Raw genomic sequence first — 12,751 nt, forward strand, 5'->3', positions numbered from 1 at the left:
GCTAGTTTTCCGTTTTCTACCGTATTTTTAAAGCTAATTCGGTATTCTACTTCTTCTCCTAACTTCGGCACTAGATTATTTACGCTTTTCTTTGCTTTCATTTTTCCATCTTTGTGTAATGGCGTAATTTTTGCTTCTGGCTCTTTTGAATCTTTCGTATCGTCAACAATTGCCTTATTGACGATTTCCTTGCCTACTTCCGCTTCTTCTTTCACCTTTACTTTAAAGACGATACTTCTTTCTTTCGTATCCGTAATATTTTCGTATTCAGCGATAACTTTTCCATCTTTCACACGTAACTTTACTGGAGCTGGTTTATCGCCTTCCGCCTTTTCACTATCATTTACATACTCTAAACCATTAGGGATTGTATCCTCTATTTTTACCTTTTCTAGTTTTCCGTTTTCTACCGTATTCTTAAAGCTAATTCGGTATTCCACTTCTTCTCCTAGTTTTGGCGTTGGATTATCTACTGTCTTCTTCGAATCAATCATTCCATCTTTATACTGCGGAGTAATTCTTTCCTCCGGCTCAATCGGTGGATGTTCCGTATCGTCAACAATTGCTTTATTGACAATCTCTTTACCTACTTTTGCTTCTTCCTTCACCTTTACTTTAAAGACGATACTTCTTTCTTTCGTATCCGTAATATCGATATACTTAGCTTTAACTACCCCAGCTTCAACTGTTAATTCTACTGGACCCGGCGCTTCGCCTTCAGCCTTAATACTATTCTCTACATATTCAAGGCCTGTTGGAATTGTATCTTCTACTCGCACCTCTGCTAGTTTTCCGTTCTCTACCGTATTATGAAAACTAATTCGATATTCGATTTCTTCTCCTAGCTTCGGCTTTTCATTATTAACTACCTTTGTAGCAGCAATTACACCTTTTTTACTTTGCGGTGTAATAACAACCTTTGCATCAGTCGGATCATGTTTCGGATCTTTTGCAACTGCTTTGTTTACAATTGCTTCCCCTACTTTTGCCGTCTCTTTTACTTTCACTTTAAAAACAATACTTCTTTGTTCCATATCCGTAATTTCTGGATATGTTGCAGTTACTTTGCCATTCTCCATTTTTAGTTCTACTGGCTCTGGTTTTACACCTTCTGCTTTCAAACTACCTTTCACGTATTCAACACCTTCAGGCAACGTGTCTTCTATCATTACCTTTTCGAGCTTTCCGTTTTCTACTGTATTATGAAATGTAATGCGGTATTCCACTTCTTCTCCTAGTTTTGGTGTTTGATTCGTTACGCTTTTATCTACGTCTACTTTACCGTCTTTATAACCTGGCGTAATCTTTTCTTCTGGGTACTCAGTCTGACCATTCGGATCACTTACAATTGCTTTATTAACAATTGTTTCTCCTGCTTTTGCTTCTTCTTTTACTTTCACTTTAAAAATGATGCTTCGCTCTTTTGTATCTGTAATCTCTGGATACTTTGCGATTACCTTACCATTTTCTACTTTTAACTCTACTGGATTTGGTCCAGCACCTTCAGCTCTCTCACTACCTTGAACAAATTCTAAGTTAGCTGGAATTTCATCTTCTATTGTAACTGCCTCTAGTTTTCCATTTTCCACCGTATTTTTGAAGCTAATTTGATATTCAACTTCTTCTCCTAGCTTCGGCTTCTTATTTGTTGCTTTTTTCTTTGCAGCAATTTTGCCGGCCTTATGCTGTGGTGTAATCTTTTCTTCTAGATCCTTTGGTGGATTTGTTTTATCACTAACAATTGCTTTGTTAACAATTTCTTCACCAATTTTTGCAGTTTCTTTTACTTTCGTTTTAAAGACGATACTTCTTTCTTCCATATCCATAATTTCTGGATACTTTGCAATTACTTTGCCATTTTCAAATTTCAGCTCTACTGGCTCTGGTTTTGCACCTTCTGCTTTCAAACTATCTTTCACGAACTCAAGACTACTCGGTAATTCATCTTCAATCGTCAATACATCTAGACGTCCATCTTTGATAATGTTTTTAAAAGTAATGCGATACTCTACTTCATCACCTAAACTCGGTGTTTTATTTGAAGCTACTTTTGTCGCTTCTATTTCTCCAGGAACCTCTTTTGGAGTCGTAACTGTAACATTTGCATCGTCTTCACTCTCATACTTTATCTCAGCACTATCTTGTCCCTTTACAGCAACGACATTTTTGACTGTTGTATCTGATTGTATAGATTCTTTCACTTTCACCTTAAATGTAATAACGGCACTTTCACCAGGCTGTAAAACACCACCGTCTGTAGAATCTGCCCCTTCACCAAGACGGAAATCAATTTGATTATTTACAAACTCTGCTTCATCATCGTTTGCATCATCTGTTTTTTGTCCTTTATTGCTCCCAGTAACATATTGAATGGATCCCGGGACATACTCTAAGCGATTATCTAATTTATCAAATCCTTTTACATTAGATACCGGTGCTTGATTATTCTTCGTATCATTTTTCACTTCAATTTGGTACGTAATTTCTTCGCCAACTTTAACTTCCTTAATTTCTTTTCCAGCACTATCTAACGCCTTTTTATCAACTTGTAAATTTGGCGCATTATGTTCTGTGACGAATGTAGTGTTGTTTAATACGTAAATATCACCGCCGCCACCATATGCTCTAAAGCGCATTTTTCCTTCTTTTAAATCGTTTTTCACTTGCTTTGGTCCCTCAAGATGATACGTATGAATATCTGTACTAAATGAATTTGTCCAATCTGGGTTATATCCCGGATATTTTTTTGTAACAAACTCGTTAGTCCCATCCACTTGTACTTCTGTCATAGACGAGTCATTAACATCATTGTCCTTACCGTTAATATTTTTCAGCTTTTGATATCCTAATCCAAAGTCATACTCTCCATAATCATAGGCATATCCATCATTATCAGCAGGATCTCCTTGTGACGAGAAATAACTAAATTTCGCCTTAAAAGCCCCTTCTTTCGGTGTGTTTATTTTATTAACACTAATATCTGTCCAAGCTGTACTTTTTTGAGAAACTAAACCTTCCCAAATTTTCATATCTTTTACGGTTTCTTTATAGTTTTCATACACTAATATAAGATTCCAGTTGCCCCAGTAGTAGCCACTACCCTTTTCAAATTTAATTTGTGGTACATTTGCAACTGTCACCGTTTGAGAAATACCTTGTTTTGCAATCACATTTGTTACGTCAGCATATGCAACATATCCTGCGCCACTGCTATAGTGATTTGCAATATACGGTAAATAATTCGCTTTTCGTATACTATCAGCACTTACTTCGGTGTATTGCTTATTTCCCATCTTCACTTTAACAGGCTGTCTTACATCTTCATCGCTAACTCTATAATCTGTCCTTGCATCACTTGGAGTTCCCATAGCAGCTGTCCAAAATAAATACGCCTTTTTCACTTTACTTCCAGCAGGGATGTTAGGAAAAGCTCCTGTTGATGAATTAAATGTAGTGTCATCATTATCAATATCTACAGCTTTTTTATTTACTTTCCCCCCGACACTTTGCCTAGTATAGTGATTATCTGTTAGCCCAAGCGTCACATTACCAGTCTGTACTAAATCACCAGCAGCAATTACGGAATACAGTGGATCTCCAAACCCTTGCTTATCCCCTGTTTGGATTTGAACCTTTGAAGCATTTTCTGATGCAGCTTGTACTTCTGTATTGCCCTGCTTTGCTGCCTCTTTTTCTGGCTGTTTCTCAGCTTCAGTTACTGGTTGTTCTGCCTTCTCCAGTTCTGTTTTTGATGTAGGTTTATTTTTATCTTCTACAGATACTTTTAGCTTTTCATCAACTTTTTTAGCTGTATTATCAACTGATGCGCCTACTTCTTTCTTATTACTGTCAGCCTCATCATCGGCATTCACTTCAACCTTGTCTTCAGACGGAATCCCTTCAACATCTACAGACATATTTCCTATTTGCACTTGATCTTTTTGCACACTAATTTTTTGTTTGTATTCTTTATTAAAATGCTGTGCACGACTAGCTTTTATTAACACAGTCATTTTTTCGTGTGATTTTAAATCTTGAATTTTAAGATTAAAAGAAAGAAGCTTTCCTCCCTTATCTTTTTCTTCTATATAGAAATCAGCTACCCTATTTTCAGGTAGTTTCTCCCCGTTTACTTTCATAGATTGAGGAAGAAACATAATTTCATTGTCATTATTTTGTTTCATCACCAATTCTTGAATTGGTGTATCTCCCGTATTTTCAATCGTATATTGAAATACGTGCTCCCTCTCAGCTACTTCTCCCCTGTATATTTCAGCATTCACTTTCTCTGCCTTAATCTTCACATCATTCCCTTGTAACTCATCCCAGCTCTTTTTATTTATCTCTGTAGCAAAAGCGCTAGGTGAAGGTAATATGATGGATAGGAGAAGTGTAATCATTGTTACGACATTAAAACTTTTCAACACTTTTTTCATATTTCTACCTTTTCTCCTTTCTATATATTTGCTATCCGTCTACTTCATTTCAGTACCCATTTCATTTAGTAACCGGAAACATAGCAATATATATCCACTCGCAACAATCCGTCCTACGAAGATGCATCATTGAAATCCCTATTTCAACAATACAAATCTCATAGAATATTACTATTTTAATTTATCAAAAATAGCATATATATCGGATACCCATATAAACCCCTACTATTTTTTTAATATAGGAAAAACCCTCTATTATATAGGTTTATATGACAGTTAAAGGATACATAAAAATCTTAACATACTCGTTAATCTATTTATACAAGCAATAGGAAGTTTACCATTTTTTACTTATTTTAGTTCATTAATTATTATTTAAATTCCCGAAAAATAGTAACCGTTACATGTAAAAATATGTTATATTAAAATGAGAACAAACGTTCTAATTTAGAGGAGGAATTTTTAATGATAAACGAACCTATTATCGTAAAAAAAGAAGCTTTCCAAGCAATCGGCGTTTCGACTACGACGACAAATGAAATAGAAGCATCTACTGAAGGAAAAATTCCCGGGCTTTGGAACCAATACTTCCAAGAACAAATGATGCATCACATCCCAAATCAACAAACGAAAGAAACATTCGCTTTCTACTCAAATTATGAATCAGATGAAACTGGTACATATCAATTTACAATCGGCATGCCAGTTTCCTCATTAGAAGACGTTCCTGAAAATATGACAACTGTAACAATACCTGCCGCTACATATGCGGTATTTACAACAAGAAAGGGACCAGTTGCTGAAGTCGTTTGCGAGGCCTGGGAATATATTTGGAAATGGTCAAAAGAAAACAAACGTGCTTTTACAACAGACTTTGAGCTTTATGATGAAAAAGCAACAGATCCAACCAACGTACAATTGGATATTTATATTGCATTAGCCTAAACGACAAAAAAGAAGATACCATTTGGTATCTTCTTTTTTGTCGTTAAATAGCCACTGTGCAAATTCCACATTATTGTCTACAATGAGAAAGTGCAGTATAGAAATATTAGAAACTGTATAAAGTGAAACTATACTCAGTAGTGGGGGGGCATCCCCCCACTACTGAGTATTAGTTGAACCAATCGGACGTTTACGGGCAGTTGGTCTCCCACCTAACTTCTTTGCTCGAGCCAAATTTTGAGGTGGGAGTTTTACTGCCCGTTAACGCGGGATAAAGTGATTGTTAACAGGTTTTTTAGTTTAAATTTGTCACATAGAAAGGAAGCAATATGGAGGAACTACAACAAAATAAATCTGCTTTAAAAGAAAACGCGAAACCGTTATTAAAAAATACGAATTTCCTTTTTCTTTGGGCAGCTACTCTCTTTTCAAGCTTTGCTTTAGCCTTTTTTACTTTTTCACAAACGTGGTACATAGCAAAAACATTAAACCTTGAAGCTTCACTCGGTGTTGTTTTCGTCGCTCTTAGTGTTCCAAGGCTTATTTTTATGATTATCGGCGGAGCATTAGCTGATAAATTCCCGAAAAAAAACATTATGTTTTATTCTAATATTATTCGTGCCATTCTTGTCGCAACCATACTCACGTGGTTCATCGTAGGTGATGTAACACTATATACATTTGCTTTATTCGCTTTATTCTTTGGGCTTGCTGATGCTTTTTTCTGGTCAGCAGATGGATCTATCTTGCCTGAACTTGTAGAAAAAAGCCGTTTAACACAAGCAAACTCACTTACGCAAATGACAAACCAAGCATCGGTCATCTTAGGCCCTGTACTTGGCGGCATTCTTATCAAATTTACGAACTATGAAACGATCTTTTCGATCACAATTTTATTGCTGATCGTCGCAGCCATACTCGTTCAAAAAATACAATTTACGATGCCAGAGCAGAGAGATACAGACAAAGGCATGTTCACTTCTATTAAAGAAGGAATCTTATATGTAAAGGAATCACCATTCCTTTCAACTTTCCTTCTTTGTAGCGCCTTTTTAAACTTATTTTTAATCGGTCCGATGCAAGTCGGCTTCCCGCTTTTCGTTAAAAATGTTCTGCACGGCGACTCGCTTCAGTTCAGTTACTTAGAAGCGTCTGTAGGAGGCGGAATGGCAATCGGTGCTGTCATTGTCGGTTTAAAAAATATTAATCGTAGACGCGGCCTATTTTGTATTATCATGATGCTACTATCTGGCGTATTCTTCTTATCCATCAACTTTAGCACCGTACTTTGGCAAGCATTATTAGCTGGCATGTTTTACGGTATTACAATCGCAATGGCTATCGTTCCGCTTATGGCGATGATTCAATCAACAGTAAAAGAAGAAATGATGGGACGCGTAATGAGTTTACTTATGCTATCATCAATGGGCTTTATCCCGCTTTCTTATGCATTCACATCAATCGCACTCGCAATAGGAATTCCAATCGTAACCGTTATGAAAAGTGGTGCAATCGCCGTTATCGTCTTCGTACTATTTGTAGCGATTCGTGTTCCAGTTGTAAGAAAGTTTGATTAACGACTTGGAGTCATGTGTTATACGCATGGCTCCTTTTTAAACGGATCAAATAACGGTATCCCCTTACTTCTTCTCACAGCTGCTCCCCATTCTAATCCAACCTCTAAAAACAGATCCCGCACTGTACTGTATAAAAGAGCCTTCACATTTTTACGGATTTCCCCGTATTTATACGCTCTCACAACACTCTTTACTCGCCAAATGAAATTCCCATACACTTCTTCATCAGCTAATATTTGCTCCAGTAAAACACCTTGCTCTAGTAACCCGCTCTTTTTATAGGCAAGTTCCACCTTACTCCAAAATATATTAATCTTCTTCGGATTACGCGTCATCGGCACAAGTGCGTATATAAAAGGCTTCGGTATATCGTGGCGGCAATACGTCTCATCAAGTTCGTACGTTTCTTTTCTATTCTCTTTTATTTGTGGAATGTTTTTAGAAAGAATTGTTTCCCCCTCATTTTTTTGCTCGTTTTTACTACAGCCAGCTGCACGATCATCACTTTCACATGCGGACATTTTCATCCGGTCATCCATGCGGTCAATTGCAGATGTAAGAAATACATATAAGTTCGCACTATATCCGCCGCGCCTATGTCTTTCTTTTGTCGCAACACGCTTTATAATGCCTAGTTCCTCTAACTTTGCAATTGAGCGGCGTACTGTACGAATACTCTTTCCAACATTCGTCGCAATTGTCTCCATTAACGGACAAGCAACTCCCACTGTTTTCTGTTTCTCATTCACTGCATACTTTCCTAAAAAATAAATGATGGTAGCATCCGTCTTATTTAATTGGAATCGATAGCACTTCAAAACTTGCTTTTGATATGTATTAAACTCTTCTTTACTTCGAAATTCACTGTATGGTTTCATTAAGTTATATAAGCTTCCCATTTTCATCACCTCATTTATAGGTAAGAGTCTGGAAGAAAAATTGGCGTGATATTTAAAATTTTTTTAATGGAGATGAAAATATGATTGTAATTAGCGCTTGTTTAGGTGGTATCGCTTGTCGGTATGATGGAAGTGACAATCTCGTTTCAAAAATAGAAGATTTGCTGCAACAAGAAGATACAGTCCTCATTTGTCCTGAAGTATTAGGAGGATTACCAACGCCTCGTCCTTCAGCTGAAATTATTGGCGGGAATGGCGATGACGTTTTAGATGGAAAAGCAAAAGTGATGACAAAAGGTGGTGAAAATGTTACAGAAGCTTTCGTGCGCGGCGCTTATAAAGCTCTAGAACAAATGAAAGATTTACACCCAGAGTACATCATTTTAAAAGAACGCAGTCCATCTTGTGGTAGTTCTACGATTTACACTGGAGAATTTAACGGGAATAAACAAACTGGTTACGGAGTAACCACTGCTTTATTCAAAAGACATGGATTGAAAGTCATTTCGGAAGAGGATTTTGATAAAGAAAAAAGGAATTGACCCTATTCGTCAATTCCTTTTTTCTTTCTTATTTTGCACCTAGCTTTTCTTTCACTTTCGCAGGAAGCTCATCTTTCTTTACTTCTTCCCAAGCTGATACACCTTTTTTATCTGAGTGATATACACGTAAGAATGCATCTTTACGTAAGTTTTTTTGTGCAGTAAATTCTAATTCTTTTTCTTTTCCGTCTTTATCAAAACCAGTTAGTTTATATTCGTAATCTTTATAAGGCTGACCATTATCAGCTTTACCATTATACTCTTTTCCATCTACCGTAATTTGAACGTAATACTCGTCTTTACCCATACGATTTAAATCACAGCCAACTAATAGGCTTGCAAATACAACTAAAATACTAAAAAGTGCAATATATCTTTTCATTTCCTTCACCTCATGTGTTTTTCTTATATTGTTATCTTAAAGCCTGATCTTTAAAGAAGAAATTCAAAAACATGACATGAACATTACACTTTTGTAAGATAATAATTATTTCTTCACTTTAGAAACCGTCATTCCGTCACCAATTGGAATCAGTACGGATTCTAAACTTGGATGCGTTGCTACTACTTCATTAAACTTCTTCATAACTTCTGTATAACGTTTTTGTTTCGCACTTTCATCAACTACACTACCACCAGCTAAAACATTATCTGTAATAATTACCGCACCTGGCTTAGCAAGCTGGATGCAGTATGTTAAGTAATTTTCATAATTCTCCTTATCGGCGTCGACAAAAAAGAAATCAAATCGCTTATTACCAGCGACTAGTTTTTCAAGACTTTGTAACGCAGCACCCGTCATATACGACACTTGTTTTCCAAATCCCGCTTTATGTAAATTACGATGCGCTACCTCTGCATATTTCTCTTCAAGTTCGAGTGAAGTTAACGTACCTTCTTCTCCAAAACCTCGTGCAAGACAAATGCCACTATATCCACCTAATGCACCTATTTCTAAAACATCTTTCGCTCCAGAAATGGAAACTAACATCGTTAAAAATTTCCCCGAAGAAGGCGATACCGATATCGGTGGCATTTCATTTTCTTTTATGGAAACAATCACTTCATCCAAAAGAGCATCTTGATCACAAAACACTGAATCGATATAACGATTAATTTGTTTCATCAGATGCAGTCCCTTGCTCTAGATTTTCCTTCTCATCTAACTTAGGCGCTTCTTCTGTTTCACACTCATGTATTTCAAATAGTTGTGTAAATTCATTAATAACCATATCAATTGCCTTTAATTCTCCGATTAAAATTTGCTGAATAGACTGGAATTCTGGCTCACTTAACTGTTGTTTAATTGTCGCTCGTTTCAAATTCATCATTTCTAAAAAGGCAATTGCTCTCCCGCGGCGAAATGTTTTCGGTCCGCGATGATGAGATCCGTCCCTTCCTTTATGACGCTCACCACGGTGGTGTCCTTCTTTCATGAACTTATCTTTTCTCATTTTAAATCCCCCTTTGTATACAAATGTATACATTTGTTTTATTAACCAAAATTGTATACGTTTGTATACAATTTGTCAAAACAAAAGAAAAACCGCTAATTGGAAAAGAAGCATTTAACTCCTTTCTAATTAGCGATTTCGTCTTCAATATGTGAAAAGGGATTTCTAAATGATGAAGGGAATATATATTTATTGTTTTCTAGCTTTTGAGAGGAGAAATAATATGAATCCTATTTTATTAAATGTTCCGTTACAAATAGAAACAGATAGACTTATTCTTCGGGCACCACTTCAAGCTGGTGAAGGGGCTATAGTACAACAAGCTATTAAAGATTCCATTAATGAATTAAAACAATGGCTGCTTTTATTCCAGTCAATTCCTACTGTTGAAGAAACGGAAATTCTCCTAAGAAATGCGCATATAGATTTTTTGAAAAGAGAAAGCTTTCGCTATCTTATCTACCATAAAGAGACAAATGATTTTATTGGAACTGCTAGCCTTCATGGAATTTATTGGAAGGTTTCTAAATGTGAAATTGGATACTGGATTAACACCCAATTTAGTGGAAATGGATATATGACAGAAGTAGTAAATACGTTAATAAACCTTGGATTTCAGTTATTCAAATTTAGAAGGATTGAAATACGATGTGAACGTAATAACACGAAAAGTCGTGCGATTCCTGAAAAATTAGGTTTTGAGCTTGAAGGGATATTACGTAATGAAGATCTTACAGCTGACGGCAAACAACTAACTGATACTTGCATCTATGCAAAGATCAATTAGATTTTAACATTCGTTATGTAACATATCTTAAAGTCGTTTTCTAAATTGGGAAGGCGACGTTTTTGCTTTTTACAACAAAAGAAAAGACCTCCTTAACGATTTTATTTCATCGCTAAAAAGGTCTTTTTCTATTTCTGCTAAAAACTTAGCACTCTTCTGGCTTACCAGCATTCGTCGCTGTACGGAAAGATGATCCACATCCGCATGATGCGATTGCGTTTGGATTGTCGATTGTGAATCCGCCGCCAAGCATAGATTGTTTATAATCAATTTTTACTCCTTTAACAATTGGAGCACTTTCTGTATCGATAACAAATTCAACACCGAAAAATTCAAGAACTGTGTCGTCTTCTTTTGGTTCTACTTCAAATCCTAAGCCGTAAGAAAGGCCAGTACATCCGCCACCATGTACAGCAAGGCGCACGTACTTCTCTCCATCTTCAGCATCTTTTAACATATCTTTAATTTGAAAAGCTGCTTGTTCTGTTACTTCAATCATGAAATACACATCCTTTCTGTTCTCATTCTATTATACATCTTTACGCTTCTATCTTGTACTCATACACTCCGCGGCAAATTACTTCCGCTGGTCCTTTCATTAACACATTGCCTTCTTCTGTCCATGCAATCATTAAATCGCCACCAGCTAAATGGACTGTAATTTCCTTACCACGTTCCATCTTTCCATTTAAAATAGAGGCTACAACTGCAGCACACGCCCCTGTTCCGCAAGCTTGTGTTACACCAGATCCTCGTTCCCAAACGCGGAAGTTCATTTCTTCCTCATTCAAAATCTCGATGAATTCAACATTTACTCGCTCTGGGAACATTTCATGTGTCTCAAGGACTGGCCCAAGTGTTGTAAGAGGTGCTTGTTCTACATCATTCACAAAAATAACCGCATGCGGATTCCCCATTGAAACAGCTGTAAATGCATAACGATGATTATTGTATAAGAAGTTTTCACGAATAAATGGTGTTTCACCTTCACCAAGCATCGGTATTTCTTCACGCGTTAAACGCGGTGCTCCCATATCGATTTTCGCTAACGTAACTTTCCCTTCTTCTACTGTTACTTCCGCCGTTACAATACCAGCTAACGTTTCAATTGTGAAAACTGTTTCTTCTACTAGTTTATGCTCATACGCATATTTCGCTACGCAGCGTAAACCGTTACCGCAGCTCTTTCCTTCTGATCCATCATTATTAAACATGCGCATTTTCACCGGAGCTACGTCAGATGGACAAATTAAAATCATTCCATCTGCTCCAATACCAGTATTAATATTTGAAACCTTTTCCGCCACAAGAGCTAAATCTTCTTCAGGAATTTGTTCTTCAAACATATTTACATATATATAACTATTGCCAAGACCATGCATTTTTGTAAAAGAAAATTGGCTCATTTGTATTCACTCCAAAAATAGTTTGTTATTTTAAGTATAAAATGCACGCTTTTAGAACACAATATGAATGTCCCCCGTTTCTCATATTTGACAACATTTGGCGATGAGCCATTCTTGCACAAATTGTGTAAGAAAAAAGCCCTTTTAAAAGGGCCTTTTTTTATTTATATTCAGTATTATCCTCCCCTGCGAAACAAAATTTTATCTAATAGAAAAAGAAAAAGGTGCTGCCGATTGCAACACCTTAAAACATTGGATTTTCATCCAAATAATCATATACATTATTGACTAGTTCTTCTACTGTAGCACCTTGTACGACTTCGCCGTTTACAAGTGCAAATGGCCCCTCAAAACAAATGCCACAATATCCTAAACAACCATACTCCATTACATCTAAATTCGGATCTTTTTCTAATTTCTCTAAAGCTGCTTGTGAACCACTCGCAAGATTACCTACACAAAATTCAATTAATGGTTTAATCAAAATTCTCCCCCCTGTACTACAAAACAAATTACCTTCTGACTATCTATAAGAAGAAAACTAAGCTGTCTCTTGTTGTTTTCGTTATACATTCTAAACTATTTAGTTACTTCACTATTTCACTTCAAAGTAGATGGTTTTATTTTATATAACATGATACTTGCAATGAAATGGTAACTAAAAAGGCAAAACAGTTTACTTTACTTTTCTTCTTATTGTACAAC

Annotated in this window: 12 protein-coding genes; 4 read left to right on the forward strand and 8 right to left on the reverse strand. The window is 36.3% G+C overall.

Going from position 1 to position 12,751, the window contains the following annotated elements; translation table 11 throughout:
- The coding region (locus BAQ44_RS27585; protein WP_116758426.1) for an isopeptide-forming domain-containing fimbrial protein at window positions 1-4,436 on the reverse strand (4,436 nt) is incomplete at its 3' end.
- Between the two features lie 465 nt (window positions 4,437-4,901).
- Between BAQ44_RS27585 and BAQ44_RS27590 the strand changes: the two genes are divergently transcribed.
- Both BAQ44_RS27590 and BAQ44_RS27595 read left to right on the forward strand, forming a co-directional pair.
- Window positions 4,902-5,381, forward strand: coding sequence for a GyrI-like domain-containing protein (locus tag BAQ44_RS27590; RefSeq protein ID WP_071724894.1), 480 nt, complete (start codon window positions 4,902-4,904; stop codon window positions 5,379-5,381).
- Window positions 5,382-5,710: 329 nt separating this feature from the next.
- Window positions 5,711-6,958, forward strand: a complete 1,248-nt coding sequence (locus tag BAQ44_RS27595; protein WP_071724896.1) for an MFS transporter — start codon at window positions 5,711-5,713, stop codon at window positions 6,956-6,958.
- A 17-nt stretch (window positions 6,959-6,975) separates the two neighbouring features.
- On the opposite strand, the gene BAQ44_RS27600 is transcribed toward BAQ44_RS27595, so the two are convergent.
- On the reverse strand, window positions 6,976-7,857 hold the full coding sequence (locus tag BAQ44_RS27600) for a helix-turn-helix domain-containing protein (protein ID WP_071724899.1): 882 nt from the start codon (window positions 7,855-7,857) through the stop codon (window positions 6,976-6,978).
- 80 nt (window positions 7,858-7,937) lie between these two features.
- Here BAQ44_RS27600 and BAQ44_RS27605 point away from each other — a divergent pair, with 80 nt between their 5' ends.
- Complete coding sequence (locus BAQ44_RS27605) at window positions 7,938-8,399, forward strand: 2-thiouracil desulfurase family protein (protein ID WP_071724900.1); 462 nt, start codon at window positions 7,938-7,940, stop codon at window positions 8,397-8,399.
- A gap of 28 nt (window positions 8,400-8,427) precedes the next feature.
- On the opposite strand, the gene BAQ44_RS27610 is transcribed toward BAQ44_RS27605, so the two are convergent.
- The 3 genes from BAQ44_RS27610 to BAQ44_RS27620 all read right to left on the reverse strand — a co-directional run bounded on the left by BAQ44_RS27610 (window position 8,428) and on the right by BAQ44_RS27620 (window position 9,853).
- On the reverse strand, window positions 8,428-8,781 hold the full coding sequence (locus tag BAQ44_RS27610) for a YxeA family protein (protein WP_061679573.1): 354 nt from the start codon (window positions 8,779-8,781) through the stop codon (window positions 8,428-8,430).
- A gap of 105 nt (window positions 8,782-8,886) precedes the next feature.
- The gene (locus BAQ44_RS27615) at window positions 8,887-9,525 is read right to left on the reverse strand and encodes an O-methyltransferase (RefSeq protein ID WP_071724902.1); all 639 of its coding nucleotides are present in this window, start codon (window positions 9,523-9,525) and stop codon (window positions 8,887-8,889) included.
- Window positions 9,512-9,853 carry a hypothetical protein gene (locus BAQ44_RS27620; protein ID WP_071724904.1) on the reverse strand — a complete coding sequence of 114 codons (342 nt, stop codon included), beginning with the start codon at window positions 9,851-9,853 and terminating at the stop codon, window positions 9,512-9,514. The genes BAQ44_RS27615 and BAQ44_RS27620 overlap by 14 nt, the downstream gene beginning before the upstream one ends.
- 223 nt (window positions 9,854-10,076) lie before the next feature.
- Between BAQ44_RS27620 and BAQ44_RS27625 the strand changes: the two genes are divergently transcribed.
- Window positions 10,077-10,640: a GNAT family N-acetyltransferase gene (locus BAQ44_RS27625; protein WP_071724906.1), complete on the forward strand. Its 564-nt coding sequence runs from the start codon at window positions 10,077-10,079 to the stop codon at window positions 10,638-10,640.
- A gap of 145 nt (window positions 10,641-10,785) precedes the next feature.
- Here BAQ44_RS27625 and BAQ44_RS27630 read toward each other — a convergent pair whose 3' ends face one another.
- The 3 genes from BAQ44_RS27630 to BAQ44_RS27640 form a co-directional block, all read right to left on the reverse strand.
- On the reverse strand, window positions 10,786-11,139 hold the full coding sequence (locus BAQ44_RS27630; RefSeq protein ID WP_000573830.1) for a HesB/IscA family protein: 354 nt from the start codon (window positions 11,137-11,139) through the stop codon (window positions 10,786-10,788).
- Window positions 11,140-11,179: 40 nt separating this feature from the next.
- Window positions 11,180-12,046, reverse strand: coding sequence for a diaminopimelate epimerase (dapF, locus tag BAQ44_RS27635; RefSeq protein ID WP_061679576.1), 867 nt, complete (start codon window positions 12,044-12,046; stop codon window positions 11,180-11,182).
- A gap of 244 nt (window positions 12,047-12,290) precedes the next feature.
- Entirely contained in the window at window positions 12,291-12,530 is a 240-nt protein-coding gene (locus tag BAQ44_RS27640) for a YuzB family protein (RefSeq protein WP_000595025.1), read from the reverse strand.
- Window positions 12,531-12,751: the final 221 nt, after the last annotated feature.

The sequence above is a fragment of the Bacillus mobilis genome (assembly GCF_001884045.1).
GTDB lineage: Bacteria > Bacillota > Bacilli > Bacillales > Bacillaceae_G > Bacillus_A > Bacillus_A mobilis.

Coding starts and splice junctions, on each gene's coding strand:
- BAQ44_RS27590 (WP_071724894.1), top strand. CDS start 4,902: ATGATAAACGAACCTATTATCGTAAAAAAAGAAGCTTTCCAAGCAATC.
- BAQ44_RS27595 (WP_071724896.1), top strand. CDS start 5,711: ATGGAGGAACTACAACAAAATAAATCTGCTTTAAAAGAAAACGCGAAA.
- BAQ44_RS27600 (WP_071724899.1), bottom strand. CDS start 7,857: ATGGGAAGCTTATATAACTTAATGAAACCATACAGTGAATTTCGAAGT.
- BAQ44_RS27605 (WP_071724900.1), top strand. CDS start 7,938: ATGATTGTAATTAGCGCTTGTTTAGGTGGTATCGCTTGTCGGTATGAT.
- BAQ44_RS27610 (WP_061679573.1), bottom strand. CDS start 8,781: ATGAAAAGATATATTGCACTTTTTAGTATTTTAGTTGTATTTGCAAGC.
- BAQ44_RS27615 (WP_071724902.1), bottom strand. CDS start 9,525: ATGAAACAAATTAATCGTTATATCGATTCAGTGTTTTGTGATCAAGAT.
- BAQ44_RS27620 (WP_071724904.1), bottom strand. CDS start 9,853: ATGAGAAAAGATAAGTTCATGAAAGAAGGACACCACCGTGGTGAGCGT.
- BAQ44_RS27625 (WP_071724906.1), top strand. CDS start 10,077: ATGAATCCTATTTTATTAAATGTTCCGTTACAAATAGAAACAGATAGA.
- BAQ44_RS27630 (WP_000573830.1), bottom strand. CDS start 11,139: ATGATTGAAGTAACAGAACAAGCAGCTTTTCAAATTAAAGATATGTTA.
- dapF (WP_061679576.1), bottom strand. CDS start 12,046: ATGAGCCAATTTTCTTTTACAAAAATGCATGGTCTTGGCAATAGTTAT.